A 26,177-nucleotide genomic window follows, 5' to 3' on the forward strand; every position below is an offset into this window, starting at 1 on the left:
GCCAGAAATAGTTCACGCCGTGTCTGCTTCTTCTTCATCGCGTCGCGAAGACCGGGAAAGGCGGGCTGTTTCGACATCGGCAGGGCTCCCTGGAGGCTTGCCCAAGTCTACCAGATCACGCCGAAAGCGGGAGGTTTTTCAGACGTTCCCGTCGTAGTCGAGCTTGATCGAAGTTTGCTCTGAAAACCGATCAATCAGTTCTGTTTGCATTTCATTCGCCCCCCTCTTCACGCCGGTTCGCCGCCCAGCACCGCCCAGAAGTCGTCCTTCACGTTGCGGTGCGGGAACGGCACCTCCGGCACCGGCTTGCCGAGGAAGGCGCAGAGCGGGCCCCAGCCGTCGGCCACGTCGAACACCAGCAGGCGTTCCGGCGGGATCGCGGCGCGCACCTCGGCCTCGCGCCGCACCATCGCGGCGACGGCGGCGTCGTGGTCCAGCGGGTCGCCGCCGAAGGTCGCGTCGGGGATCGCGGCGGTCATCGTGCCGAACATCTCGCGGATATGCGGCGGCAGCGGCATGTCGCGCCACACCCGGAACAGCTTGCCGATGGTGGAGGAATAGCTCTTCCACCAGCTTTCGGGCGGGCGCGTGCTGTGGATCACCTTCGCGTCGGGAAACACCGCCGCCGCCTCGCGCCAGACATGGGCACCGGGCCAGTCGACCTGCGCGCGATACCCCTCGTAGGCCTGTGCCAGCGCGCCCATGTCGCCGTCGTGCACGATCCGCCCCCACAGTGCCACCTGCGGCGGGTTGGCGAAGACCTCTTCCATGTGGTGACAGGGGCCGTAGCCCAGTATTTCCAGTGCCTCTTTCAACGACCGCGTTCCGGTCCGGCCGAAGCCGGACCCGACAATTTCAAGCGCCATGTGGTCCCCCGCCCATTGCCGGGCACCCGACGCGGGCCCCGAAAGATGCGGCAAGAATGTAGAATTGCCCCGAGTCGAGCAAGCGCGGCGTCAGGCTTCGCCGGGGCGTTCCACGTTGTCGCGGAAGGCGATGGCGAAGGCGGCCTTCTTGGCGTCATCGGCCTCGGTCTGCTGCACGGCGCGCCAGTCCTCATACGGCATCCCGTAGAAGATCTCGCGCGCCTCGTCCTTGGTCATGGCCAATCCGCGGGCGGTTGCCGCCTCCTGATACCAGCGCGCCAGACAGTTGCGGCAGAACCCCGCCAAGTTCATCAGGTCGATGTTCTGCACCTCGGGGCGCTTGACCATCAGGTGATCGCGCAGGGCGCGGAAGGCGGCGGCCTCAAGCTCGGTTCGGGTGGCGTCGTCCATCATCTCTCTCCCACGGATCAGGCGATCAGGCCGCAGGCCCGCGCGCCGTCAAGGATCGAACCGGCCAAGTGATGCGCCGCGCCGGGCCCGGCGGGCAGCATGTCGGGAACGTGCACCACCGTCATGCCCGCCGCAAGGGCTGCGGCGACGCCGGGTGCGCTGTCCTCGAAGGCGACGCAGTCGGCCGGGGCCACGCCCAGCCGCGCGGCTGCCATCAGGTAGACGTCGGCGGCGGGTTTCGGCCGCTCCACCGCGTCGAAGCCCACCACATGCGCGTTGGCGAAATGATGCGCGAGACCGGCTTGGGTCAGCTTGCGCTGCGCCGCCCGGGTGGCGCTGTTGGTCGCCACCGCGCGCGGCAGACCCCGCAGCGCCAGCGTGTCGAGCAGCGCCGCCACCCCCGGCATCAGCGCGATCCCCTCGGCCATCGCCGCCCGCGCCGCCGCGTTCCATTCGGCGGTAAAGCCGTCCAGATCGGCCTCGGGGCCAAGATGCGCGGCCAGGCGGCGGTTGCTTTCAAGGGCGTCGATGCCGACCAGCGACAGCAGGAACGCGCGCGGCACCGGGTGGCCGCGGGCGGACAGGATCGCCAGCGCGGTGTCGACGATCGGCCGCTCGGTATCGAGCAGGGTTCCGTCAAGGTCGAAGATGGCGGCGGCAAAGCGGCTCATGGCGCCTCCACATCGGCCAGCGCGGCGGTCAGGATCGGGGCCAGCCGGTCGGCCCAGGCCTGCTGTTCCGCCGCCGTGCCGATCAGGTCGTTGCGCAGCTCGATCAGCGTGTTGTGGCGGCCTGGCTGCAGCGCGTGCCGGTCGATCGAATCGCCCTGCAAATGGCCCAGGTAGGGCTCGTTGTCGCCCACGCAGAGATCGCCCGCGGCCTCCAGCCGGGCGATCAGCGCGCGCGACAGCCGCCCGTCGAGATGCGAGTGCAGCACGCCAACCTGCCAGGGCCGCGGCGCGCGCCCCTTCAGGCAGGGCGTGAAGCTGTGGATCGCCAGGATCACCGTATCGGGCCGCCGCGCCGCGATCCGGGCCTGCGCCGCATGGTAGGGGCGGTAAAGCCGGGCCAGCCGCTGTTCCAGATCGGCGGCACCGGCGTGGCGGTTGGCGGGAATGATGGTGCCGTCGTAAAGCCGCATCAGCAGCGTCGGGTCATCCTCGCCCCGGTTCGGGTCGATCACCAGACGGCTGAAATCCGACAGGATCGCGGGCGCCTCCAGCCGGTCGGCCAGCGCGCGGGTCAGCCCGGCGGCGCCCACGTCATAGGCGATGTGGCGCGCCATGTCTTCGGCCGCGATGCCCAGATCGCCGCCCGCCACCCAGTCCGGCACCCGGTTGGTGGCATGGTCGCAGGTCACCAGCCAGCGGGCAGGGCGGTCTGCACCGATGATTTCATAGGCAGTTTCGGGCATGGGCAGTTCACCTGTTCGTCACGCCCCCGGTTTAGAGCGAACCTTCCGAAAGCGCCAGTTGCCCCCCCGGCTGAATTCCGCCATAGAGAACGCGGCCCACCGCAGCACATGACCCTGACACAAGGACAAAGGCAGATGAGACGCCTTCGCAATGTGAAGATCGTGGCCACTCTGGGCCCATCCTCCAATGACTACGAGACCATCCGCGCGCTGTTCGAGGCGGGCGCCGACGTGTTCCGCCTGAACATGAGCCACGGCACCCATGCCGACATCGCCGCGCGCCATGTCATCATCCGGCGTGTCGAGGCCGACACCGGCCGCCCGATCGCCATCCTTGCGGACCTCCAGGGGCCCAAGCTCCGCGTCGGCACCTTCACCGGCCCGCAGGAGTTGGTGCAGGGGCAGGCGTTCCGCTTCGACCTCGACCCCGCCGATGGCGACGCCACCCGCGTCTGCCTGCCGCACCGGGAAATCTTTGCCGCGCTGGAGCCGGGGTCGAGCCTGCTGGTCAACGACGGCAAGATCCGCCTGAAGGTCGAGGCCTGCGGCCCCGAATTCGCCAATTGCACCGTGGTGGTCGGCGGCACGATCTCCAACCGCAAGGGCGTGAACGTGCCCGACGTGGTGCTGCCGCTGGCGGCCCTGTCCGACAAGGACCGCGCCGACCTCGAATTCGCCTGCGAACTCGGGGTGGACTGGCTCGCGCTGTCCTTCGTGCAGCGCCCCGAGGACGTCACCGAGGCGCGCGATCTGGCCCGCGGCCGCGCCAGCATCCTGTCGAAGATCGAGAAGCCCGCCGCGGTGAAGGCCTTCGCCGAGATCCTTGCGGTCTCTGACGGCATCATGGTGGCACGCGGCGATCTGGGCGTGGAATTGCCGGTGCAGGACGTGCCGCCGATCCAGAAGCGTCTGGTGCGCATCTGCCGCGCCGCCGCCAAGCCGGTGATCGTCGCCACCCAGATGCTGGAGTCGATGATCGAAAGCCCGGTGCCGACCCGCGCCGAGGTGTCCGACGTCGCCACCGCCATCTACGAGGGTGCCGATGCGGTGATGCTGTCGGCCGAGTCCGCCGCGGGCAAATACCCGATGGAGGCGGTTCGCACGATGAACAACGTCGCCATCTCGGTGGAACGCGACGCGACCTACCGCGAGGTCATCGAAAGTTCGCGCCGCGCCAACCGCCAGACCGTGGCCGACTCGATCGTGGCCGCCGCGCGCGAGGTCGCCGAGACGATGAACATCAAGGCGATCTGCTGCTTCAGCCAGTCGGGCACCACCGTCTCGCTGGTCGCCCGCGAACGCCCGCGCGCGCCGATCATCGCACTGACGCCGCTGGTGCATACCGCGCGCAGGCTCTGCCTGACCTGGGGCACCCACTGCGTCATCACGGATGAACAGTACCGCTTCAAGGGCGCGGTGATCTCGGCGGTGCGCGCGGTGCTGAAATACGGCTTCGCGGTCGAGACCGATCAGGTCGTGGTCGTCGCCGGTGTGCCCTTCAACGTGCCGGGCACCACCAACATCCTGCGCGTGGCGCCTTGCGAGGAACGGTTGATTTATCGCTCGGAACCTGAATAATCCGCGTCATCTGCGCTCCGGAAGGAGGCCCGCGATGACTGCCGACATGATGTTCGTCACGGGACTTCTCATCGCCGGCTTTGCGACGCTGAACTTCCTGAGTGCCCGCGCCGAAGGCCACCCCTCGCGGGTGGCCTTTGTGCTGGCGGCGGTCGCCCTCGCCCTGATCGCCGCCGCCGAACTGCGCAGCCCGCAGGGCTACACGGTGGCGGGCATTCCGATGGCCTTCGTCCGCGTCGTTGGCGATTTCACCAACTGAGCCCGCATCATCCCGAAGGCGAACGTTTTCGCCTTGTCAGCCGCCCCCGCCCCCCTTATACGGCAGCCTTCCTGAAACCGCGCGTCCGGCCGATGTGGCATGCCGAGTCGCGCGTAAACCACTCGAACGAGGAGATGGAAATGCCCAAGATGAAGACCAAATCGGCTGCCAAGAAGCGGTTCTCGATGACCGCTTCCGGCAAGGTGAAGGCGGGCCCGGCGGGCAAGCGTCACGGCATGATCAAGCGCACCACGAAATTCATTCGCGACGCTCGCGGCACCATGATTCTTTGTGAATCGGATGCCAAGATCGTCAAGAAATACATGCCCTACGACCGCTGAGGAGCCAGAACCATGTCCCGCGTCAAATCCGGCACCGTCACGCATGCCGCCCACAAGAAAGTCCTCGACGCCGCGAAGGGCTACTACGGCAACCGCAGCCGCAACTTCCGTACCGCCACCCAGGCGGTCGACAAGGCGAACCAGTACGCCACCCGCGACCGCAAGACCCGCAAGCGCAACTTCCGCGCGCTGTGGATCCAGCGCATCAATGCGGGCTGCCGCGCGATCGACGCCACGCTGACCTACTCGCGTTTCATCAACGCGCTGACGGTTTCGGGCATCGAGGTGGACCGCAAGGTTCTCGCCGATCTCGCCGTGAACGAGCCCGAGGCGTTTGCCGCCGTCGTGGCGCAGGCGCGGGCCGCGCTCGCCGCCTGATCGGTTCCCGCTGAACGACCAAAAGACCCCGCGTCCCGGCGCGGGGTTTTGCTTTTCGGCCAGCGCATCTTGGCGAAGGTTCTCCCCGCCGAAGGCATCCGCCATCGGCCGAAGGATGCCTGGACCAGGATGAATGGCCAGTCAGGTTTCCGGGTGGCCCTCGCCCTGGTCCTGCCCAAGCTTCGGCGCGGGCCGGTCCAGCGCCAGTTCGGCCCCCGAGAAGGTGAAGGGCGAGCGCACGCCCGGCACGCCGTCGGGGTCGATCCGCATCCCGCGCGCCACCACCTGCGGGTCGGCGAAGACCTCGGCCAGATCATTGATCGGGCCGGCGGGCACACCCGCAGCCTCGCAGGCGGCCAGCAGGTCGGCCTTGGCAAAGCGCGTTGTCGCCGCGGTCAGCCGCCGCGTCATCTCGGCCCGGTTGGCGATCCGGTCGGCGTTGGTGGCGAAGTCCGGCGCCTCGGCCATCTCTGCCAGTCCCAGCAGGCCGCACAGCCGCCGATACTGGCCGTCATTGCCGGTGGCGATGATGATCCAGCCATCGGCGCAGTCGAACACCGCATAGGGCGCGAGGTTGGGATGGGCGTTGCCCATCTTCACCGGCGCCGTGCCGGTGGCGAGGTAGTTCATCGCCTGATTGGCCATGATCGACACCGCCACATCCATCAGTGCCATGTCGATGTGCTGGCCCTTGCCGGTCACCCCGCGCTGGTGCAGCGCGGCAAGGATCGCGGCGGCCGCATAGACGCCGGTGAAGATGTCGGTGACGGCGACCCCCACCTTCTGCGGCTGGCCCTCGGGCGCGCCGGTCACGCTCATCAGCCCGGCCATGCCCTGGATGATGAAGTCGTACCCCGCCCGCGCGGCATAGGGTCCGGTCTGGCCGAAGCCGGTGATCGAGCAGTAGACCAGCCGCGGGTTGAGCGCGGACAGGCCGACGTAATCCAGCCCGTACTTGGCCAGCCCGCCGACCTTGAAGTTCTCGATCACCACGTCGGCGTCGGCCACCAGCCGTTTCACCAGCGCCTGCCCCTCGGGCGTGGTGAAATCCGCCGTCACCGATCGCTTGCCGCGGTTGGTGGCGTGGAAATAGGCAGCCGAGCGGTCGCCGTCACGCTCGATGAACGGCGGGCCCCAGCGGCGGGTGTCGTCGCCCTCGGGCGCCTCGACCTTGATGACCTCGGCGCCCAGATCGGCCAGCGTCTGACCGGCCCAGGGGCCGGCCAGGATGCGCGCCAGTTCGACGACCTTCACCCCATGCAGCGGTGCGGCCATGCTCAGGGGTTCTTCGCCAGTTCCGCGTCGAGCAGTTTGGAGAACTCGTCGTAGCCCATGTTCTTGTAGGTCGTGCCGTCCACCACGAACGAGGGAGTGCCCTCGATCTTGTCGGCGTCGGTGGTCTTCTGGTACTTCTCGACCAGCGCCTGCGCCATCGCGCCGTCGTTCATGCACTGGTCCAGTTGCGCGTCGGTCATGCCCGCCGTCTTGCCGATCTGGCGCAGCGCAGCCACCACCACGTTCGGATCCTGCGAGGCCGCCCATTTCTGCTGGGTGTCATAGAGGATGTCGACAATGCCGAAATAGCGCAGCGGCCCGCCGCAATGCGCCATCATCCCGGCCCAGAGCCCGTATTTGTCGAAGTAGACCTCGCGCACGGTGAACTTGATCTTGTTGGTGTCGACGTAGTTCTTCTTGATGTCCTTCCACACGGTCGCGTGGAATTCCTCGCAGTGCGGGCAGGTGAACGAGAGGTATTCCGTCACCTGCACCTTGGCATCGGGGTTGCCGATCGACATGTCGGGCACGTCGGGCAACTTCGTCGCGTCTGCGGGTGCCGTGGTATCGGCCAGCGCGGGCGTCGCCATCAACGCCAGCGCCGAGGCGCCGAGCGTGGTCTGCCCCGGCTTTGCGGACGCCCACCAGACGCCGCCCGCGACCAGCGCGGCCCCCAGCGTGACGAGGGCAAGTTTCTTCAGCATGTGTTCAGCCTTTCCGTTTTCCGGACCGTGTTAAGACGTTTTGCCCCAAGGCTTCAAGCGCCGCGCGCAGGCCGGGGTCGTGGACCGGCCGCGCCGCCTCGGCGGCGGCCAGCACCGCCTCGGGGGCGGGTTGCGGGTCTTGCGGGGGCGGTGCGGCGTTGAAGGCCACCTGACCTTCGGCGAAACCGGTGGCGGCGGTCTGGGTGATGGCGACGCGGGCAATCGCGGCGTAGCCGTAGCAGGCGTTCACGCGGTCGCGGATGCGGTCCTTCTGCATCTCCAGCATCGGCGCGCGGGCGCCGGTGGTCAGCAGCGTCAGGGTGGCGCCAAGGCCGCCCCGCCCATAGCCGATCTTCACCGGAACGGCGTTCGCGGCGATGTCGGCGCCCACGATCTCGGCCCATTGGGTCAGAAGCCGGGTGACGGCAAAGCCGCGCGATTCCCCGGCCGCGCGCAGGCGGTCCTTCAAAAGGCCCGCGGCAGGTTCAAACCCGCGCATCCGGCGTGTGTTCGGCGGGGTGTGCGGCGGCATCCTCTGTCCATTCCCGAAGTCGGGGCTATTCTAGACGGGGGCTGGCGCGATGCCAGCAGAACAAACAGTCGGGGGGCATAAAGATTGCGTGACGGTCAGGTTATCTCGGCGCGGTTGCTGGCGTGGTACGACCGCAGCGCGCGGGTGATGCCGTGGCGTATCGGCCCGGCCGCGCGGGCGGCGGGCGAGCGACCCGACCCCTATCGGGTCTGGTTGTCCGAGGTGATGCTGCAACAGACCACGGTGGCGGCGGTGCGCGACTACTTCCGCCGCTTCTCCGACCGCTGGCCGACGGTGGCGGCGCTGGCTGCGGCCGAGGATGGCGACGTGATGGCCGAATGGGCGGGCCTTGGCTACTATGCCCGGGCGCGCAACCTGTTGAAATGCGCACGCGCCGTGGCGGTGCAGGGCGGGTTCCCGGCGTCGCGGGACGGGTTGCTGACCTTGCCGGGCATCGGGCCCTACACCGCCGCCGCCGTGGCCGCGATCGCCTTCGACGAACCCGCGACGGTGGTGGATGGCAACGTGGAGCGGGTCGTAGCGCGGCTGTTCCGGGTGGAGGAACCGCTGCCCGCTGCCAAGGCCCGGCTGACCGCCCTTGCCGCCACGCTGACCCCGCAAAGCCGCCCCGGCGATCATGCGCAGGCGATGATGGACCTGGGCGCCACGGTCTGCACGCCGCGCAACCCGGCCTGCGGGCTGTGCCCCGTCCTTGATCTGTGCGACGCGCGGGCGGCGGGGGTGCAGGCCGACTTGCCGCGCAAGGCGGCGAAGACGGCGAAGCCGACGCGCTACGGCATCGCCTACCTCGCTCGCCGTGCCGATGGCGCCTGGCTGCTGGAGCGGCGGCCGGATCGCGGTCTGCTGGGCGGGATGCTGGGTTGGCCGGGCAGCGACTGGTCGGCCGCGCCGCACCCCGCGCCGCCGCTGGCCGCCGACTGGCGCGACCCTGGTGCCGAGGTGCGCCATACCTTCACTCATTTCGACCTGCGCCTGACGCTGCATCTGGCCGAGGTGCCGCAAGGCGCCGCGCCGGATCGGGGCAGCTTCATCGCACCGGCCGATTTCCGCCCCGCCGACCTGCCCACCGTGATGCGCAAGGCGTTCGACATGGCCCGCGCGGTCGAGAGCCGCGATTGAGGTTCCTCGCAAAACCGTGTTCTATGCCCGCAGAGGCCCGAAGGGGGAACAGCGCATGATCCCGGCAGCACAGGTGTCGCGCATCTCAAGCGCTTTGCCGTTCTGGCTGTCGCTCGGGATGATCCCGCTGGCCGTGCTGGGCGCGACGCAGGGCGGCTGGACGGTGGTTCTGCTGCCGCTTTATTCCTGGGGCCTGTTCTCGATCCTCGACGCGCTGACCGGGCTTTACACCGAGAATGCCGACCTCGAGACGCCCGAGGCGGGGCTGTTCTGGTATCGGCTGATCACGCTGATCTGGTTCCCGATCGAGGCTTGCGTGCTGTTCGGCACGATCTGGTATGTCACCCATTTGGGCCACCTGGGGGCGCTGGAACTCATCGTGCTGTTCTTCGGCATGGGCGTGATTTCGGGCACGGTCGGGATCAACTACAGCCACGAGTTGATGCACCAGAAACCGGCGGCGGAACGCTGGTTGGGCGATCTGCTGCTGGCCTGCGTGATGTATGGCCATTTCCGGTCGGAACATCTGCGGGTGCATCACCTTTACGTCGGCACCCCGCGCGACGCGGTGACGGCGCATTACAACGAGGGGTTTCACCGCTTCTTCCCGCGCGTGCTGGGACAGTGCTACGTCTCCGCGTTCCGCACCGAAAAGGCGATGCTGGCGCGGCGGGGGCTGCCGTGGTGGCATGCCAGCAACCCGTTCTGGCGCTACTGGGCGCTGGAGGCCGCGATGCTGGCGCTGGCCTTCAGCTTGGGCGGCTGGATCGGGCTGGGCCTCTTTCTGTGGCAGGCCCTTGTCGCGGTCTGGCAACTGGAACTGGTGAACTACATCGAGCATTACGGCCTGACCCGCCGTCATCTGGGCGAGGGGCGGTATGAACACGTGCTGCCGCGCCATTCGTGGAACGCGGCGCATCGCGCCTCGAACTGGCTCTTGATCAACCTGCAACGGCATTCCGACCATCACTACAAGCCCGACCGGCGCTTTCCGCTGTTGCAGAACCACGACGCCGCCGAGGCGCCGCAGTTGCCGTTCGGCTATCCGCTGATGACGATGGCGGCGATGGTGCCGCCGCTGTGGAAGCGGGTGATGAACCGGCGGGTCAAGGACTGGCGGCGCCAGCACTACCCTGACATCACGGATTGGAAGCCCTACAACAAGGCGCTGAACCCGATGCCGCGCGGTGCGGCGTGACGACGACCGGGATCATCGACGCGGTGGTGCTCATCGTCCTTTGGGCGGCGGCGCTTTACTGCGTGCGGGCAGTGATCGCGACCGGACGGACGCCGCAGGGCACGATGGGCTGGGTGGTGTTCCTGCTTGCCGCCCCCCATTTCGCGGTGCCGGCATTCCTGATCTTCGGGCATCGTCGCTATCCCGGTTACATCCAGACTCGCCGCCAGATGCGCATGGAAATTGCCGCCGTGCGGGATGCTGCCGCCCCCACGCCAGGTGCCGCCACGCGGATCACCGCCGAGGGCAACGCGCTGCATGGCTTTGCGCTGCTGGCGGGTGTGCCGCTTGCACCAGGCAACGCACTGACACTGCTGATCAATGGAGAAAGCGCCTTTGCCGCGATCTTCGCCGCCATCGACGCTGCGCAGGATTATGTGCTGGTGCAGTTCTACACGATCGCGGATGACATGATCGGTCGCGATCTTGCCGCGCGGCTGAGCGCGAGGGCGCGGGCCGGGGTGCGCGTGCATGTGCTCTACGATGCGCTCGGCAGCCGTCTGCCACGTCGCTTTCTCGCCGATCTGCGCGCGGCCGGGGTGGCGGTGAACGATTTTCATGCGATCTACCACAGCCGCGGGCGGTTGCAGGTGAATTTCCGCAATCACCGCAAGATCGTGGTGGTGGATGGCCGGATCGGTTTCACCGGCGGGCTGAATCTGGCGGAGGCCTATGTGGGGCGCGACCCCGTGCTGACGCCCTGGCGCGACACGATGGTGCGTCTTGAAGGGCCGGCGGTGGCGCAGCTTCAGTTCGTGTTCGCCGAGGACTGGCTGTGGTCGACCGAACAGAAGTTGGTGCTGGATTGGGTGCCGCCATTCGCCGGACAGGCCGAGGCCCTTGTGCTGGCACCCGGCCCGGCCGATATTCAGGAGACCGGAAGCCTTTATTTCGTCAACGCTATCGGCTCGGCCAAGCGACGCATCTGGATCGCGAGCGCCTATTTCGTGCCGGATATCGACGTGCTGGCGGCGCTGAAGGTGGCGGCGCTACGCGGCGTCGACGTGCGCCTGCTGGTGCCGGACGCGCGCGATCACTGGCTGGTCTGGCTCGCCGCCTTCGCCCATTTCGACGAGGTGCGCGCGGCGGGTGTGCAGGTCTTTCGTTATACCGAAGGGTTCCTGCACCAGAAGGTTCTGCTGATCGACGACGACATCGCGTCGGTCGGGTCGGTCAACCTTGACAACCGGTCCTGTCGGCTGAACTTCGAGGTGACGCTGATCGTGGCGGACAAGGCCTTTGCCATGGAGGTCGCGCGGATGCTGACCGACGATTTCACCCGGGCGACCCCGTTCACCACGAGCCTGTCGGACCAGCCGCGCCGGCTGGTGCGCATCGGTGCGCCGCTGGCACGGCTGCTGGCGCCAGTGCTGTAGCCGGTGCTGTAGCCGCTAGTGCGGCAGGCCCCGGTCGGCCTCCATCTCAGCCCGGATCTGCTGGCGCAGGATGTCGATCGGGATCATCTGGCCGTCGCGCTTGAAGTGCCAGTAGGTCCAGCCGTTGCAGCTTGGCGCGCCCTCCATCGCGGCGCCGACCTGATGGATGGATCCGTTGCCGTCCGGCCCCGCCAGCGTGCCATCGGCGCGCACCTTGGCAGTGCGACCGCGCGGCGAGCTGAGCACCTCGCCCGGCCGCAGCATCCCGCGTTCGACGACCTGACCGAAGGGCACACGCGGTTCGGCGCGTTTCGAGCCGGTCACCTCCAGCGCGGAACGGTCGAAGCGGCGGATGCGCTCGATGCGCTCGGCGGCGACCTTGCGGTAAGCCTCCTCGCGCTCGATCCCGATGAAGTCGCGGCCCAGCATCTTGGCGACCGCGCCAGTGGTGCCGGTGCCGAAGAACGGGTCGAGCACGACATCGCCGGGGTTCGTCGTGCCCACCAGGATGCGGTGCAGCAGCGCCTCGGGCTTTTGCGTCGGGTGGGCCTTGTCGCCGTTTTCGTCTTTCAGCCGTTCGCCGCCGGTGCACAGCGGGATCACCCAGTCCGAGCGCATCTGGATGCCCTCGTTCAGCGCCTTCAGCGCCTCGTAGTTGAAGGTGTACTTGCTCGCCTCGCCCCGCGAGGCCCAGATCAGCGTCTCATGCGCGTTGGTAAAGCGCTTGCCCTTGAAGTTCGGCATCGGGTTCGACTTGCGCCAGACCACGTCGTTCAGGATCCAGAAGCCCTGGTTTTGCAACTCGGACCCGAGGCGGAACACGTTGTGATAGCTGCCGATCACCCAGATTGCGCCGTTCGGCTTCAGCAGCCGCTGCGCCGCCGCCAGCCAGTCGCGGGTGAAGCTGTCATAGGTGGCGAAACTGGCGAACTGGTCCCAGTGGTCATCGACTGCGTCGACCTTGGAATTGTCGGGGCGGTGCAGGTCGCCGCGCAGTTGCAGGTTGTAGGGCGGATCGGCAAAGATGAGGTCGACCGACGCCTCGGGCAGGCCGCGCATCACCTCGATGCAGTCGCCGCCCAGAATCTGATTCAACGGAAGCGCGGCTTCCGCAGGTTTGGTTTTCGTCGTCATCTCTGCCTCGTTTTGCGCTTTTTCGCGCATTCGTGTTGGACAGAAGATGAGTCATCCCTGATTCGCCGTCAAATTCTTTTTTGAATCAAGGGGTTAAGGAAATACCTTGCTACAACATGTTGTGCACGGGCCGGAACGAACGCCTATGGTGTGGGGTCACCCCTAATTCCCGCAACGCCGCCAGATGCGCCGGAGAGGGGTAACCGGCGTTGTTTTCCCAGCCATAGCCCGGATGCTGTTGCGCCAAATCCACCATGATCGCGTCGCGCGCCACTTTGGCCACGATCGAGGCCGCCGCGATCGACAGCGCGCGGGCGTCGCCCTTCACGATCGCCTCGGCCGACAGGGCGAAGCCGCGCGGGATCAGGTTGCCGTCGATCAGCACATGGTCGGGCGGCAGGGCAAGCCCCGCCACCGCCCGCTGCATCGCCAGATGCGAGGCGCGCAGGATGTTCAGCGCGTCGATTTCCGCGACCGTGGCATGGGAAACCGAAACCTCGGCCACCGCGCGGATCGCGGCATCCAGCGCCACCCGCCGCGCCGCGGTCAGCACCTTGGAGTCGTTCAGCCCGGCCGGGATGCGGGCGGGGTCGAGCACCACCGCCGCCGCCGTCACCGGCCCGGCCAGCGGGCCGCGACCGACCTCATCGACCCCCGCCACGCGGACCAGGCCACGGGAACGGGCGGCGGTTTCGAAGCTGAAATCGGGGGCGGTCATGGCGGCAGATCACCCGATCCGCCGCCCCGCCGCAAGCCCGCCAAAAGCGAATTGCGTTCATCACGAACCAGGATTCGCCCCAAGACCTGGACGAATCCTGATGTTTCCGGGTCAGATAAAACGCAATTCGCTAGTTCCGGAAGCGGTAGCCCGCATTCATCATGCACCAGCGCGGGATCGCGTCGCGCGGGCCGCGCTCGGTGTAGACGGTGAAATCGCAGCGGTTCGGCAGGTTGGCAAAGCCCGCATGGGCCAGACAGCCGCGGAAGTAGGCGCGCTCGAACCCGCGGCCGCGGTCGACGGACAGTTCGCAGTTGGCCGGGATGACGTAGGCGACCTGCCGCGATGGCGGGTAGTAGTATTCGTCCTCGCTGTAATAGCGCACGACCGGGCTGTTGGCGGTGTTGATGCCGTTCACGATCACCCCGCCAAGAATCGCGCCGGCAACGAAGCTGCCGATGCGACCCTGATCGGCGAGCGCGGCGTTGGTGGTGATGGCAAGCGAGGCCGTTGCGGTCGCGGCGGCAAGCACAAGCGCGGTGAGTTTGGTGTGGATCGTCATGTCAGGTCACTTGCCTCTCGGGTGTCAGGTGAATGCGGAAAGCGATTGCCGATGCGGTGTCGGAAGGCAACGCACGGCTGCGCGATCAGTTGTTGTAGCCACGGCCCCAGCCGTTGCCGCCGCCGCCGTAGTTGCCGCCGCCGCCGTAGTTGCCGCCGCCACCGTAGTTGCCGCCGCCCTCGTAGCCACCCCAGCGGTGGTGCCGATGATGCCAGCGATCCCCGCCGCCATCCCAGCGGTCGCCACCGCGGTAGCCCCGGCCATAACCGTCGTTGCCCGCGTTCGCGATGATCGCGATGGCTGCGGCGCCCGCCAGCAGGTTGAACAGCGCCTGATCGTCGGCGCGGGCCGGCGCGGCGGTGAACCCGGCAAGCGCCATCGCGCCCGCCGCCAGCGTCAGGGTCAGTGTCTTTCCAAAGGTCATCTGCGTCATCCTTCTGCAACGTTGCGGCACGGTTGCCCCCAGGGCCTGCATGCCATCGATAACCCAGATGCGCCGGGTGGGCCGTGCAGAGCAATATCGACGCCGTGTTATACGATAACCGGCCCGGTCTCCGCCGACGGTTATTGAATTGCCACGCCGGTCCCGCCATGCTTGGGCCATGAAACACCGGATGTCCCTCCGCCTGGTCCTGATGGTGCCGCTTGTGGCGCTGGCCCTTGCGCAACCGGCGCTGGCCGACTGCTACGCCGACTACAAGGCCAAGCAGGGCAACCCGCTGCGCCTGCATTACGGCGTGATCAAGCTGCCTGATTCCGCCTGCGGCAGCCCCGCCGCCGCCCGACCGGCGATTTCCGCCCGCATCGCGCACGAGGGCTGGACCTTGCTCGCCGTCCTCTCCATTTTCGGGTCCGAGGGTCTTGCCCAGAGGAAAGACAGTGCCGGAGCCTATTATCTCCGCTATTGACCGGCTGCGCGCGGGCAACCGCGTCGTGACGCTTGGCATCATCGCGATCGTCGGCATCCTTGCCGCGACGGCGGTGTTCCTGTTCCTCAGCCTGCCCGACGGCAACGCCTTCAACGCCCGGGTCGAGGACATCTTTGCCCAGAACAACGCGCTGACCTCGTCCAGCGATGTGCAACTGCTGGAGATTCTGGCGCAGTCGGGCACCGCGTTTTCCGATGTGCTGGCGTCCTACCGGATGGTGATCTTCGTGCTGCTGGTGTTCTCCACCGCGCTGCTGATCGCTGCATTGGTATTCCTGGTGACGATCATCACGCAGAACCGGCGCATCTCGGCGATTCAGGCGACCGGGATTCAGGTCTCGTCGCTGCTGATCAGCCGGGCTGAAAACACGGTCTACCTCAACAACCTCGAATTCAAGCTGACCGAGGCCGCGATCGAAACGCTGTCGGCGCTGGCCGAGGCGCGGATGGATGACGAGGTGCTGTCGGGCGCCGAGCTGGAGGCGGTGATCTCGGGCAAGTCCTCGGCCGATTGCGAAGAAGCGGCGGGGGCGACCCGGATCAAGCGGCTGCGCGATACGCTGGGCAACCAGATCGTCAGCGAACTGCTGGTCAAGAACATCGCCCGGCGCGGCTACATGCTGGCCATCGACAAGGACGTGATCCGGATGGTCTGAGCTTTAGCGCGGGCTCAGGCGGGCCAGCCAGTCGGCGTGCAGCGCAGGCGGCGCGGCCAGCACGCCCGGTGCCTGCGGATGGGGCGCGTTGAAGCGCAGGGGGGCGCCGAAACGGTCGGTCACCGCCGCGCCCGCCGCCGTGGCGATCAGCCCGCCCGCCGCAACGTCCCACTCCCAGGTGTCGCGCAGAGTGATCAGGCCGTCGTGCCGCCCTTCCGCCACCAGACAAAGCCGCCAGGCCAGCGAGGTGCGAAAGGCGCGGTGGACGTCGGGCACACCGCCGGGCCAGTATTCCGGCTTCAGCGCGCCGCTGCCGGTCAACACGGTGGCGCCGGTGGTCGGCGGCACCGCAACCCGGATCGGCGCGCCGTTCAACAAGGCCGGGCCGCCGGTTTCGGCGGTGTACATCAGGTCGAGCACGGGCAGGTAGACGACCGCCGCCGTGACGATGCCATCCTCGGCGACGGCCAGCGAATGCGCGAATCCGGCCTCGCCCGCGATGAAGGCGCGGGTGCCGTCGATCGGGTCGATGATGAACACCCGCGCGTGCGCCAGCCGGGCGGGGTCGTCGTCGGTTTCCTCCGACAGCCAGCCATAACCGGGCCGGGCGCTGCGCAGCACGTCGGCCAGCATCGCGTCCACCGCCATGTCGGCCTCGGTCACCGGGCCCGCGCCCTCGGGCTTTTCCCACTGCACCGGATCGAGTTTCCAGTAGCGCAGCGCAATCTCGCCCGCCGCGCGGGCCGCGCGGATCAGCAGGGCGAGGTCATTCTCCGGCAAGCGTCAGACCCTCGACCAGCAGCGATGGCACCACCATGCCGACCCAGCCGCGCGCGTCGTTGGCCGGGCGCAGGGTGCGCAGCATCGCGCGCAGGTTGCCCGCCACGGTGCATTCGTTGACCGGGTAGGCGATCTGCCCGTTCTCGACCCAGAAGCCCGCGGCGCCGCGCGAATAGTCGCCGGTGGTCGGGTTGATCGAGGCGCCGATCATCGAGGTGATCAGAAGCCCGGTGCCCATGTCGGCCAGCAGATCGGCCCGCGTCTGGCGCCCCTGCGTCAGCGCCACGTTCGACGGCGCGGGCGTGGGTGGCCCCGAGGTGGACCGGGTGGCGCTGCCGGTGGAGGGCAGGCCCAGCTTGCGCCCGGTGCCAAGGTCCAGCGTCCAGCCGGTCAGGATGCCGTTCGCCACGATCTCGCGGCGCCGGGTCGGCAGCCCCTCGGCGTCGAACGGGCGCGAACTGCCCAGCCGCGGGCGATGCGGGTCTTCGGTCAGCGTCAGCGCGTCGGGCAGCACGGCCTCGCCCAGCGCATCGCGCAGCCAGCTTGCACCGCGCGCGATCGAGGCGCCGTTGATCGCGCCCAGCAGGTGGCCGATCAGCGAGCCCGCCACGCGTTCGTCATAGACCACCGGAAAGGCGCCGGTTTTCGGCTTGCGCGCGCCGACGCGGGCCAGCGTGCGCTCGGCGGCGATGCGCCCGATCGTTTCGGGGTCGATCAGGTCGGATTGGTAGGTGCGCTGGTCGGCGAAATAGTCCCGCTCCATCCCCGACCCGGTGCCGCTGATCGCGACGCAGGACAGCGCCCGCGAGGTCAGCCCGTAGCCGCCGGAAAACCCGTTGGTGGCCGCGATGTGCAGCGCGCGGCGGCTGTAGCTGGCCCCGGCGCTGTCGATCTGGCTGATGCCGGGCAGGGCGCGGGCGGCGGCCTCGGCACGGCGGGCGTCCTCCTCCAGCGCGGCGGGCGAGGGCTCGGCGGCCGGGTCTTCGAGGTCGAGCGCGGCAATATCCCAGTGGGTGGCCAGTTGCGACGGATCGGCCAGCCCGATGGTCGGGTCTTCCGGTGCCTCGCGCGCCATCGCCACAGCGCGTTCGGCCATCGCGGCCATCGTCTCGGGCCGGGTGTCCGACGCCGAGACGCAAGCCTGCCGCTTGCCGATCAGCACGCGCAGGCCGATGTCGATGCCCTCGGCGCGTTCGGCCTGTTCCAGCCGTCCGTTGCGCACGTCGATCGACACCGCGGTGCCATCGACCGTGACCGCGTCGGCGGCCTCGGCGCCCGCCTTCAGGGCGGCGTCAAGCAGGGCATGGGCGAGGGATTCGAGCGTGTCGGACATCGGCGCGGCCTTTCGGTTCGGATGGTTCGCACCTAGTCGGCGCCGCCGCCGCGCGCAAGCCGGGGGGATGAAAAAGGCCGCCCCCACAGGGGGCGACCTTTGCTTCTGACCAAAGCGTTACTGGATGCGCTGGCCGTTCGCCATGATCGAGCCGTCGGCGTTGAACTCGATCTTCGAGGTCATGGTGTCGGTGCCCTCGCCGGGTTTGGCGAACATGCCCAGCATCATGCGCGCGCCCATCGCCTGATCCTGCGGCACCAGACCCATCTTGGTCACCTTGTCGATCAGCCCGTTGCCCCCGGTCAGCTTCAGATCGACCGAGCCGGTGGGCTTGGGCATTCCGCCTGCGCTGTTGTCGAAGGTCACAGCACCGGTGCCGGTCAGGTCGGCGCCGACCACCTTCACCTCCAACTGGTTCAGCGTCAGCGAGTCGAGCTCGCCCGGGATGGCCGGCGGCTTGGCCGCCTGCGCCGGGTCGAGGAAGTCGAAGGCCCATTTGCCCTTGCCCGCAAGGTCTAGGATCACCGTCGCGGGGTCGTGCGGCAGCGCGCCGGTCGGGTCGATCATCGCCCAGACCTCGTCATTGACCGAGACGCCGTCAAGCTTGGTCAGCAGCGCGAAATCGGCGGCCGTGTCGGACTTGCCGACCGGCAACAGGAAGTTGAACGCGGTTTCGGCCATCTTCAGCGTGATCGACGGCACCGGGCTGTCCGACGACTCGATCGTCATGTCCAGGCCGGTGCTGCCGCCGCCGTACTGGATGTGCGTCTTGTCCATCGAGACGTTGACCTTGCCGCCGTCCAGCGTGCCGTTCGATGCGGCGGTCTTCGGCTCCTGGTCGAACTTGAAGGCAAAGCTGGTCGCGCCGTAGGTCAGCGCGCTGTCGACGGCATAGCCCGCGGCCAGTGCGGCCGACATGTTCTTCAGGTCCATCCCCGGGACGATGGTCATCTTGCCGGTCCCGGCCAGCGCGGCAACCGCCGCCTCGGCGTGGAAGGTGCCGGGCCCGTCCGGGTTCGTCGCATCGACCGAGAACTTGACCGAGTCGATGGAACTGGTCGAGTCCGCCTGCTGCGGCGAGGTGCCGGCGACGTGGTAGGTCGACTTCAGCCCGGACAGCGCCGCGATCACCCGCAGGTCCACGTCCTTGTCGTCGGATTTGATGCCGCTGACGGCCACCTGTGCCGAGGCTGCCGATCCGGCATAGGTCAGATCGCCCTCCTGCCCGGTCACCACGGTCTTGGCCCCGGTCTGGGTGATCGTCGCGGTGGCTTCCGTCTTCGGTTTCTGGTCGGGCGCCGAGGTGAACGTCACCGGGATGCTGGCCGGCGGCGTGATCGTCACGCTGCCGTCGCTGCCTTCGGCGAAATCCAGTTCGTCAAGCGTGATGCCGACGGTTCCGCCCTTGGTGGCAGCGCCGATCTTGAGCCCCTTCACCGCCAGCGTGTTGCCCGATTTTGCCTGACTCGCGGCCGCCACCGTCATCCCGACGCCGGTGATGCGCGCCTGCATCGAGGCCCAGACCTGATCCGCGGTGATGGCACCTGCGGCCGTGCTGGTCAGGAGGCCAGCGGTCAGGGCGCCTGCGGCCAATCCGATAAACCTGTCCATTTCAAACCTCTCTGCGTCTATGACTAAACTGTGCGCAGCATCTTGCGCCGACCCGGTTTGGTCAAGGGATTCCCTCGACCGGCGGAACGCGTTAACTGTCAGCATAGGCGGAGCGGAGGGAGGAAGCGATGGGCGGAATGGCGGGCAAGGTGGTGGCGATCACCGGGGCAAGCCGCGGCATCGGCGCCGAGGCGGCGCGGGCCTTCGCGGCGGCGGGCGCCAGGGTCGGGCTGCTGGCGCGCGACGCTGCCGCGATCTCGGCGCTGGCGGCAAAGGTCGGCGGGCTGGCGGTGGCCTGCGACGTCGCCGATGCGGGCGCGGTGGCGGCGGCGCTGGCCGAGGTGGAGGCCTGGTTCGGCCCGCTCGACGTGCTGATCAACAACGCGGGCGTGATCGAGCCGATCGCGCGCATCACCGACGCCGACCCCGAAGCCTGGGGCCGCGACATCGACATCAACCTGAAGGGCGTCTTTCACGGCATGCGGGCGGCGCTGCCCGGCATGATCGCGCGGCATTCGGGCACCATCATCACCGTCAGTTCCGGCGCGGCGCATAACCCGCTGGAAGGCTGGGGTGCCTATTGTTCCGCCAAGGCGGGCGCCGCGATGCTGACCCGCGTCGCGCATGTCGAGGCGGGGGCGCTGGGTGTGCGCGTGATGGGGCTGTCGCCGGGCACGGTGGCAACCGGGATGCAGGTGAAGATCCGCGCCAGCGGCATCAACCCGGTCAGCCAGTTGGCGCCGGATGCGCATATCCCCGCCGACTGGCCCGCGCGGGCGCTGGTCTGGATGTGCTCGGCCGATGCCGACGAATTCCGCGGGCAGGAGATTGCGCTGCGGGATGAACGCATCCGCCGCCGGATCGGGCTGATCCCATGATCGGAATTGCGACCGAAGGCGGGCTGCGCACCCTCACGCTGAACCGGCCCGACAAGGCGAACTCGCTGACCCGGGCGATGCTGGGCGCGCTGGAGGCGGCGGTGGCCGAAGCGGCCGAGGATGGCACCCGCGTGCTGGTGCTGACCGGCGCGGGCAAGGTGTTTTCCGCCGGGGCCGATCTGGACGAGGCGCGCGCCGGGCTTGCCACCGACCCGGTGTGGGAACGGCTGTCGGGCGCGATCGCGGCGCTGCCCTGCATGACCATCGCCGCGCTGAACGGCACGCTGGCGGGCGGCGCGATGGGCATGGCGCTGGCCTGCGATCTGCGCGTCGCGGTCGAGGGCGCAAAGGTGTTCTACCCGGTGATGCGGCTCGGCTTCCTGCCGCAGCCCTCGGACCCCGCGCGGTTGGCCGCGCTGGTCGGTCCGGCGCGGGCCAAGCTGATCCTGATGGCGGGGGCCCGCGTTCCGGTGGACGAGGCGCTGGCCTGGGGGCTGGTCGATCGTGTGGTGGCGCCGGGCGCGCTGGGCGACACCGTCACCGCGCTGGCCGCCGATGCACTGGCGGCGACGCCCGCGCATGTCGCGGCGATCAAGCGGATGGTGCCCTAGACGGAGCCAACCTCCTGCCGGTCGAAGCTGTGCGCCGCCGCCAGCCGCCAGGCTGCGTGGAAGCGCGGCGCCGCGGTCGAGTCGGCCAGCAACTGGCCGGGTGTCAGCGCGTCATAGTGTTCGGCATAGCTGATCGCCCGGTCGCCGGGTCCGCGGCGCAGCACATGGTGCGGCCGCAGATCGCCCGGATGCGTCAACCCCGCCGCCGCGATCAACTCGGCCAGCGCATGAACGGTGTTGCGGTGGAAGTTCATCACTCGTTCGGCCTTGTCGGGCACCACGATGGCGCGCTGGCGCAGCGGGTCGGGCGAGGTCACGCCGGTCGGGCACAACCCCGTGTGGCAGCTTTGCGCCTGGATGCAGCCGATGGCGAACATGAAGCCACGCGCCGCATTGCACCAGTCGGCGCCCAGCGCCATCACGCGGGCCATGTCGAAGGCCGAGATGACCTTGCCCGAGGCGCCGATGCGGATGCGGTCACGCAGCCCGCAGCCGATCAGCGCGTTGTGCACGAAGCTGAGCCCGTCACGCAGCGGCATCCCGATGTGGTCCATGAATTCCAGCGGTGCGGCGCCGGTGCCGCCCTCCTTGCCATCGACGACGATGAAGTCGGGGGTGATGCCGGTTTCCAGCATCGCCTTGCAGATCGCCATGAATTCCCAGGTGTGGCCGATGCAGAGCTTGAAACCGGCCGGCTTGCCGCCTGACAGCCTGCGCATCAGCGCGACGAACTCCAGCAGGCCGACCGGCGTCGAGAACGACGAATGCGCGGCGGGCGAGACGCAATCCTGGCCCAGCGGCACACCGCGGATCGCGGCGATTTCGGGCGTGATCTTGGCCGCGGGCAGCACGCCGCCGTGGCCGGGCTTGGCGCCCTGGCTCAGCTTCAGTTCCACCATCCGGATCTGCGGATCGGCGGCGACGGCGGCGAACTTGTCAGGGTCGAACCGCCCCTCGGGCGTGCGGCAGCCGAAATAGCCGGAGCCGATTTCCCAGATGATGTCGCCGCCATTCTCGCGGTGGTAGGGTGACACGCCGCCCTCGCCGGTGTCATGCGCAAAGCCGCCCATCCTGGCGCCCTTGTTCAGCGCCCGGATCGCGTTGGCCGACAGCGCCCCGTAGCTCATCGCCGAGATGTTCAGCACCGAGGCGGAATAGGGCGCCGTGCAAGGGCCCGGATTGCCGATGCTGATCCGCATCGCCGCAGCTTCGGCGGCGGGCTTGGGCGCCAGCGAGTGATGCAGCCACTCGAATCCCTCGGCATAAACGTCGTACTGGGTGCCGAAGGGCCGTTTATCCAGCACCCCCTTGGCGCGCTGATAGACGATGGCGCGCTTGTCGCGCGGGAAGGGCGCGCCCTCCTTGTCGGCCTCGAAGAAATACTGCCGGATCTCGGGGCGCACCTTTTCCAGCAGAAACCGCAGATGCGCGGCAATCGGGTAGTTGCGCAGGATGGCGTGGCGGGTCTGCGTCAGATCGCGGATGCCGACCGCCGTCAGCGCAAGGAAGACCAGCGCCAGCAGGGTATCGACCGCTTCCCAGGCCGGAAACCGGATGGCAAGCCCGGCGAAGACGAGGGTGCCGAGCACGGCGAGCGTCAGCGGGCTGTAGCGCAGTTCGAACGGTCGCCGAAGAAGGGTCATCCACAGATCTCCATACCGCGCGGCGTCCGCCCGTTTTCGGGCCGCCGGGGCTCTCCCACGCGCAGCATAGACGCACAATCCTTTCAATTCGACGACTGAAGTTGCCCGGACTCGTCAATCCTGCGCGGGCAAGGCGGGTGATCCCGCTTGCCTTTCCCTTGCCTCAAGGCCCGCTTCTTGCCACAGGATGGCACGAGGTGGATGGGGAAGGCTGATGGACAAGGCGCAGATCATCGCGACGGCCGAGGACGACCTGCAACAGGGCTGGGCCATCGCCCGCGACTGGCTGACCAGCCCCGCCGCGTGGTCGCAGTTCGCGCTGCTTGTCGCCGCCTATGGGGTCGCCGTGCTGCTGGCGCGGCGCCTGCTGCCGGTGCTGCGCCGTCTGCTGACCCCGTCCGTGGCGCAAACGGGGGTGCTGGCCGACGCGCGCATCCTTGCGAGGCGGTTCCTGCCGCTGCTGTTGCCGCTTCTGGCCTACGGGCTGACGGCGGCGGGGCAGGCGGTGACGGTGTCGCTGTTCGGCTCGGGCGCGGTGATCGCCTTCGGCAAGCGGGTGTTCCTGTTCCTCGCCGCCCGGCTGTTCGTGCGCGACGGGCTGCGCGATCCGTTTCTGAAGCTGCTGGGCCGCACCGTGCTGATCCCGGTGGCGGCGGCCTATGCGCTGGGCGTTCTCGATCCGATCGTGGCGGGCCTGACCGCGATGACGGTGCAGGCGGGGAACATCACCTTTTCAGTGATGGCGCTGATCCGCGGCGCGATCGCGGGCGGCCTGCTGTTCTGGCTGGGAAGTTGGTCGAACCGGCAGAGCGCGGATTACATCAAGAAGCAGGACGTGCTGCGCCCCGCCACGCGCGAACTGGCGGTGAAGGCGGCGGAGATCACGATCTTCGGCGCGGCGTTTTTGCTGCTGATGTCGATCATGGGCATCGACCTGACCGCGCTCGCCGTCGTCGGCGGTGCGCTGGGGGTGGGGATCGGCCTCGGCCTGCAACAGATCGCGGCGAATTTCATCAGCGGAATCATTCTGCTGGTCGAGGGGCAGACGACTGTCGGCGACTATGTGCAACTGGACGGCGGCGAAGCGGGGACGATCAAGAAGATGACGGCGCGCGCCTGCATTCTGGAAACCTTCGATGGCCGCTGGATCGTGGTCCCCAATCAGGATTTCATCACGACCCGGGTGGTGAACTATTCGGACCAGGGCAGCGCCAACCGCTATGAGGCGCCGTTTTCGGTCAGCTACGAGACCGACCTGAACCGGGTGCCGGAGGTCATCGAGGCGGCGGTGGCGGCGCTGCCTTTCGTGCTGACGGCGCCCGATGGGCCGGACTGCGAGTTGCGGGGGTTTGGCGAGTCCGGCATTGATTTTGCTGTTGAATTCTGGGTGATCGGGATCGACGACGGGCGCAACAAGCATACCAGCCGGGTGCTGTTCGCGATCTGGAACGCGCTGAAGGCGGCAGAGATCGAGATCCCCTATCCGCGCCGGGTGATCGAGATGCGGCACCCCCCCGGTCCGGCGTGATGGATGCGCTGGTCATCGGGGCGGGGCCCGCAGGGCTGATGGCGGCCGGGGAACTGGCGCGCGCCGGGCTGCGCGTGACGGTGGCCGAGGCCAAACCGAGCGCGGGGCGGAAGTTCCTGATGGCGGGGAAATCGGGGCTCAACCTGACCAGGGTCGAGCCCGCGCAGGCGTTCCGGGCGGCCTATGCCGAGGCGGAGGGCTGGCTGGCGCCGATGCTCGACGCCTTCGGCCCGGACGCGGTGGCGGACTGGGCGCGGGGGCTGGGGCAGGAGGTCTTTGCCGGATCGACGGGCCGGGTGTTTCCGGTGGCGATGAAGGCCTCGCCGCTGCTGCGGGCCTGGTTGGGGCAGTTGGGGGCGCTGGGGGTCACGCTCAGGACGCGCTGGCGCTGGACCGGGTTCGCGGGTGCTGCGCTGGTGTTCGCGACGCCGGAGGGGGAGGTGCGGCTGACCCCCCGCGTTACCGTGCTTGCGCTGGGCGGGGCAAGTTGGGCAAGGCTCGGCTCGGACGGGGCCTGGGCGCCGCTGTTGCAGGCGCAAGGGGTTGAAATTGCACCGTTTCAGCCAGCGAACATGGGGTTTTCGGTGGCCTGGTCGGCCCATATGGCGCGGCACTTCGGGCAGCCGGTGAAGGGCGTCGCGCTGCGCGCCGGGGGGCTGGTGAGCCGGGGCGAGGTGGTGGTTTCTTCGCGCGGGCTGGAGGGTGGCGGGCTTTATCCGCTGTCACGCGCCCTGCGTGAAGGGGCAGGGCTGGTGATCGACCTGTGCCCGCAGTGGGGTGTGGAGGAGATCGCGGCACGGCTTGGCCCGGGCGGGAAGGAGACGCTGGCGAACCGGCTGCGCAAGGCGCTGCACCTGACCCCGGTGCAGATCGCGCTGGTGCAGGAATTCGGGCGGCCGTTGCCGCAGGGGGCGGGGCTGGCGGCGCTGCTGAAGGCGCTGGCGGTGCCGCTGGGGCCCGCGCGGCCGCTGGACGAGGCGATCTCGACCGCCGGCGGCATCACGCGGGCGGCGCTGACCGAAGGGCTGGAATTGCGGGCGCGGCCGGGCGTCTTTGCCTGCGGCGAGATGCTGGACTGGGAGGCGCCGACCGGCGGGTATCTGTTAACAGGATGTCTCGCCACCGGGCGGTGGGCCGGGCGGGCGGCGGCGGTTTACGGGGCAAACGGCTGAAAAGGCTGAAAAACCGGGGCACCGAAACAGCACCGACGTTGATACCGATGTTGCGACCGAAGCCGGGGGGCTGTCTGCCCCCCGGACCCCCCGAGGATATTTTGGAACGGAAGAAGGATTGGCGAGGCGCTTGACAGATGCAGGGCTGGGGCGAACCCTCGCGCGAAGGTGGTCGAGGGGGCTTCAATGTCGTTGCGGGTGTCGGGGCTGTGGATCGGGGTCGTGGCGCTGGGGCTGCTGGCGGGCTGTGTGCCTGCGCTGCTGGACGGGGCGCGGCCGGACGGGACGGCGATCCATGCGATGTTCTATCCGGGCGGCGGGCCGCTGAAGGATCTGCTGATCGTCGATGGCGCGAACTGGTTCGGCAAGGCGGAGGTGGACGACAACGACCCGCTGGCCGATGTGGCCTTTACCGCCGAGGGCGGCGGCCGCGTCCATGCGGTCTGCAAGGCCTCGCGCAAGGTGCAGGAGGAAGACCAGACGGTGGACCGCTGCACCCGCTACGACGTGACCGACAGCGGTTTTGCCCCGATCCCGGCGGGCAGCGTGTTCGGCGAGCCGGTGATCGAGTGAGAGGGCGGGCGCTGCCTCGCCGCAGTTCCGGGCTGGGGCAGGTGGCTGAGGGTTCGCTTTGAGTCCGAAGCCTCGGTTTCCTCCGGGGTAGAGAATTTCCAGTTCGAACCCCAAACGAATATGCCATCGGCCGTGGCCTATGGGAGCCATCGGTAGCTCGCTGTCAGCCCAGCCAAGACTATCGCCCAGATCGCAGCATTGAGCTTGTCAAGCTCTCGAAAAGAAATGCGTCGCGTTACGTCTCGGTCCGCGTACGCCAAAACCTGACCCTTGGCGAGGTAAGTTCCATGTCCGATGGCATTTCGGATTCTTCGAACTTCGTCGTTTCGGAGGAGCTTCAGTGTCGCACCAAAATGTTCGCTGGGATTGCGTTTTGAAATTGCATCCAGTGCTAGTGTTCTGAGTCTGACGCTTGCTACCTGTTTCCTCTGACTTCATCGAGTTTGTTCAGCGCGCGTCGTTCACGGGTGAGGATGTCTTCGGCTGTTTTGGTCCAAGTGAACGGCTTTGGTTTTGTGTTGTGCTGCCCGAGGTAGTCG

Annotated in this window: 30 protein-coding genes; 15 read left to right on the plus strand and 15 right to left on the minus strand. The window is 68.1% G+C overall.

Annotation, left to right across the window (positions count from 1 at the left end):
- Positions 1-183 (plus strand): hypothetical protein (locus AC11WY_RS16320; protein WP_482927427.1); only part of this gene is annotated, 183 nt, incomplete at its 5' end.
- 44 nt (positions 184-227) lie between these two features.
- On the opposite strand, the gene AC11WY_RS16325 is transcribed toward AC11WY_RS16320, so the two are convergent.
- From AC11WY_RS16325 to AC11WY_RS16340, 4 genes are all read right to left on the minus strand, one after another.
- Complete coding sequence (locus tag AC11WY_RS16325; protein ID WP_482927429.1) at positions 228-866, minus strand: sulfotransferase family protein; 639 nt, start codon at positions 864-866, stop codon at positions 228-230.
- A gap of 90 nt (positions 867-956) precedes the next feature.
- Entirely contained in the window at positions 957-1,277 is a 321-nt protein-coding gene (locus AC11WY_RS16330; RefSeq protein WP_482927431.1) for a DUF1244 domain-containing protein, read from the minus strand.
- Between the two features lie 17 nt (positions 1,278-1,294).
- Entirely contained in the window at positions 1,295-1,948 is a 654-nt protein-coding gene (locus tag AC11WY_RS16335) for an HAD family hydrolase (RefSeq protein ID WP_482927433.1), read from the minus strand.
- Positions 1,945-2,691: an N-formylglutamate amidohydrolase gene (locus AC11WY_RS16340; RefSeq protein ID WP_482927435.1), complete on the minus strand. Its 747-nt coding sequence runs from the start codon at positions 2,689-2,691 to the stop codon at positions 1,945-1,947. The genes AC11WY_RS16335 and AC11WY_RS16340 overlap by 4 nt, the downstream gene beginning before the upstream one ends.
- Before the next feature lie 135 nt (positions 2,692-2,826).
- On the opposite strand from AC11WY_RS16340, the gene pyk reads away from it, so the two are divergent.
- The 4 genes from pyk to rplT all read left to right on the plus strand — a co-directional run bounded on the left by pyk (position 2,827) and on the right by rplT (position 5,247).
- Positions 2,827-4,269 (plus strand): pyruvate kinase, encoded by a 1,443-nt coding sequence (gene pyk / locus AC11WY_RS16345; protein ID WP_482927437.1) that lies wholly within the window; start codon positions 2,827-2,829, stop codon positions 4,267-4,269.
- 34 nt (positions 4,270-4,303) lie between these two features.
- Positions 4,304-4,528: a hypothetical protein gene (locus AC11WY_RS16350; protein ID WP_482927439.1), complete on the plus strand. Its 225-nt coding sequence runs from the start codon at positions 4,304-4,306 to the stop codon at positions 4,526-4,528.
- 140 nt (positions 4,529-4,668) lie between these two features.
- On the plus strand, positions 4,669-4,869 hold the full coding sequence (gene rpmI / locus AC11WY_RS16355) for a 50S ribosomal protein L35 (protein WP_482927441.1): 201 nt from the start codon (positions 4,669-4,671) through the stop codon (positions 4,867-4,869).
- Between the two features lie 12 nt (positions 4,870-4,881).
- Entirely contained in the window at positions 4,882-5,247 is a 366-nt protein-coding gene (gene rplT, locus AC11WY_RS16360; protein WP_482927443.1) for a 50S ribosomal protein L20, read from the plus strand.
- A gap of 141 nt (positions 5,248-5,388) precedes the next feature.
- On the opposite strand, the gene AC11WY_RS16365 is transcribed toward rplT, so the two are convergent.
- From AC11WY_RS16365 to AC11WY_RS16375, 3 genes are read right to left on the minus strand one after another with little or no spacing between them, the layout of a single operon-like run.
- Entirely contained in the window at positions 5,389-6,522 is a 1,134-nt protein-coding gene (locus tag AC11WY_RS16365) for a CaiB/BaiF CoA transferase family protein (protein ID WP_482927445.1), read from the minus strand.
- A 2-nt stretch (positions 6,523-6,524) separates the two neighbouring features.
- Entirely contained in the window at positions 6,525-7,226 is a 702-nt protein-coding gene (locus AC11WY_RS16370; protein ID WP_482927447.1) for a DsbA family protein, read from the minus strand.
- Positions 7,227-7,230: 4 nt separating this feature from the next.
- Positions 7,231-7,758 carry a DUF721 domain-containing protein gene (locus AC11WY_RS16375; protein ID WP_482927449.1) on the minus strand — a complete coding sequence of 176 codons (528 nt, stop codon included), beginning with the start codon at positions 7,756-7,758 and terminating at the stop codon, positions 7,231-7,233.
- Between the two features lie 147 nt (positions 7,759-7,905).
- On the opposite strand from AC11WY_RS16375, the gene AC11WY_RS16380 reads away from it, so the two are divergent.
- Genes AC11WY_RS16380 through cls form a run of 3 tightly spaced genes read left to right on the plus strand, consistent with a single transcriptional unit; the run spans position 7,906 to position 11,511 of the window.
- Positions 7,906-8,898, plus strand: coding sequence for an A/G-specific adenine glycosylase (locus AC11WY_RS16380; protein WP_482927485.1), 993 nt, complete (start codon positions 7,906-7,908; stop codon positions 8,896-8,898).
- Between the two features lie 55 nt (positions 8,899-8,953).
- Positions 8,954-10,096: an alkane 1-monooxygenase gene (locus tag AC11WY_RS16385; protein ID WP_482927451.1), complete on the plus strand. Its 1,143-nt coding sequence runs from the start codon at positions 8,954-8,956 to the stop codon at positions 10,094-10,096.
- The gene (gene cls / locus AC11WY_RS16390) at positions 10,093-11,511 is read left to right on the plus strand and encodes a cardiolipin synthase (RefSeq protein WP_482927453.1); all 1,419 of its coding nucleotides are present in this window, start codon (positions 10,093-10,095) and stop codon (positions 11,509-11,511) included. The genes AC11WY_RS16385 and cls overlap by 4 nt, the downstream gene beginning before the upstream one ends.
- A 15-nt stretch (positions 11,512-11,526) precedes the next feature.
- Here cls and AC11WY_RS16395 read toward each other — a convergent pair whose 3' ends face one another.
- The 4 genes from AC11WY_RS16395 to AC11WY_RS16410 form a co-directional block, all read right to left on the minus strand.
- The gene (locus AC11WY_RS16395) at positions 11,527-12,645 is read right to left on the minus strand and encodes a DNA methyltransferase (RefSeq protein ID WP_482927455.1); all 1,119 of its coding nucleotides are present in this window, start codon (positions 12,643-12,645) and stop codon (positions 11,527-11,529) included.
- A gap of 109 nt (positions 12,646-12,754) precedes the next feature.
- On the minus strand, positions 12,755-13,363 hold the full coding sequence (locus AC11WY_RS16400) for a ribonuclease HII (protein WP_482927457.1): 609 nt from the start codon (positions 13,361-13,363) through the stop codon (positions 12,755-12,757).
- A 130-nt stretch (positions 13,364-13,493) separates the two neighbouring features.
- Complete coding sequence (locus tag AC11WY_RS16405; RefSeq protein ID WP_482927459.1) at positions 13,494-13,925, minus strand: hypothetical protein; 432 nt, start codon at positions 13,923-13,925, stop codon at positions 13,494-13,496.
- 85 nt (positions 13,926-14,010) lie between these two features.
- The gene (locus AC11WY_RS16410) at positions 14,011-14,349 is read right to left on the minus strand and encodes a hypothetical protein (RefSeq protein ID WP_482927461.1); all 339 of its coding nucleotides are present in this window, start codon (positions 14,347-14,349) and stop codon (positions 14,011-14,013) included.
- A gap of 190 nt (positions 14,350-14,539) precedes the next feature.
- Between AC11WY_RS16410 and AC11WY_RS16415 the strand changes: the two genes are divergently transcribed.
- Entirely contained in the window at positions 14,540-14,833 is a 294-nt protein-coding gene (locus tag AC11WY_RS16415) for a hypothetical protein (protein WP_482927463.1), read from the plus strand.
- Entirely contained in the window at positions 14,805-15,509 is a 705-nt protein-coding gene (locus tag AC11WY_RS16420) for a winged helix-turn-helix domain-containing protein (protein ID WP_482927465.1), read from the plus strand. The genes AC11WY_RS16415 and AC11WY_RS16420 overlap by 29 nt, the downstream gene beginning before the upstream one ends.
- Positions 15,510-15,512: 3 nt before the next feature.
- Here the strand turns inward: AC11WY_RS16420 and AC11WY_RS16425 are convergent, their stop codons facing one another.
- The 3 genes from AC11WY_RS16425 to AC11WY_RS16435 all read right to left on the minus strand — a co-directional run bounded on the left by AC11WY_RS16425 (position 15,513) and on the right by AC11WY_RS16435 (position 19,233).
- A complete protein-coding gene (locus AC11WY_RS16425; RefSeq protein ID WP_482927467.1) occupies positions 15,513-16,289 on the minus strand; it encodes a 3'(2'),5'-bisphosphate nucleotidase CysQ in 777 nt (258 codons plus the stop codon).
- A complete protein-coding gene (locus AC11WY_RS16430) occupies positions 16,276-17,622 on the minus strand; it encodes a TldD/PmbA family protein (protein WP_482927469.1) in 1,347 nt (448 codons plus the stop codon). The genes AC11WY_RS16425 and AC11WY_RS16430 overlap by 14 nt, the downstream gene beginning before the upstream one ends.
- A 117-nt stretch (positions 17,623-17,739) precedes the next feature.
- The gene (locus AC11WY_RS16435; RefSeq protein WP_482927471.1) at positions 17,740-19,233 is read right to left on the minus strand and encodes a DUF2125 domain-containing protein; all 1,494 of its coding nucleotides are present in this window, start codon (positions 19,231-19,233) and stop codon (positions 17,740-17,742) included.
- Positions 19,234-19,361: 128 nt separating this feature from the next.
- Between AC11WY_RS16435 and AC11WY_RS16440 the strand changes: the two genes are divergently transcribed.
- Together AC11WY_RS16440 and AC11WY_RS16445 are read left to right on the plus strand one after the other, a co-directional pair.
- Positions 19,362-20,111: an SDR family oxidoreductase gene (locus AC11WY_RS16440; RefSeq protein ID WP_482927473.1), complete on the plus strand. Its 750-nt coding sequence runs from the start codon at positions 19,362-19,364 to the stop codon at positions 20,109-20,111.
- On the plus strand, positions 20,108-20,722 hold the full coding sequence (locus AC11WY_RS16445) for an enoyl-CoA hydratase/isomerase family protein (RefSeq protein ID WP_482927475.1): 615 nt from the start codon (positions 20,108-20,110) through the stop codon (positions 20,720-20,722). Before AC11WY_RS16440 ends, AC11WY_RS16445 begins: the two co-directional genes overlap by 4 nt.
- Here the strand turns inward: AC11WY_RS16445 and AC11WY_RS16450 are convergent.
- A complete protein-coding gene (locus AC11WY_RS16450) occupies positions 20,719-22,365 on the minus strand; it encodes an FMN-binding glutamate synthase family protein (RefSeq protein ID WP_482927477.1) in 1,647 nt (548 codons plus the stop codon). The two genes, AC11WY_RS16445 and AC11WY_RS16450, sit on opposite strands and share 4 nt — an antisense overlap.
- 214 nt (positions 22,366-22,579) lie before the next feature.
- Here AC11WY_RS16450 and AC11WY_RS16455 point away from each other — a divergent pair, with 214 nt between their 5' ends.
- From AC11WY_RS16455 to AC11WY_RS16465, 3 genes are all read left to right on the plus strand, one after another.
- Positions 22,580-23,893, plus strand: coding sequence for a mechanosensitive ion channel family protein (locus AC11WY_RS16455; protein WP_482927479.1), 1,314 nt, complete (start codon positions 22,580-22,582; stop codon positions 23,891-23,893).
- Positions 23,893-25,065 carry a TIGR03862 family flavoprotein gene (locus tag AC11WY_RS16460; RefSeq protein WP_482927481.1) on the plus strand — a complete coding sequence of 391 codons (1,173 nt, stop codon included), beginning with the start codon at positions 23,893-23,895 and terminating at the stop codon, positions 25,063-25,065. The genes AC11WY_RS16455 and AC11WY_RS16460 overlap by 1 nt, the downstream gene beginning before the upstream one ends.
- 186 nt (positions 25,066-25,251) lie before the next feature.
- On the plus strand, positions 25,252-25,638 hold the full coding sequence (locus tag AC11WY_RS16465; protein ID WP_482927483.1) for a hypothetical protein: 387 nt from the start codon (positions 25,252-25,254) through the stop codon (positions 25,636-25,638).
- Positions 25,639-26,177: the final 539 nt, after the last annotated feature.

It is taken from the genome of Solirhodobacter sp. (assembly GCF_964715405.1).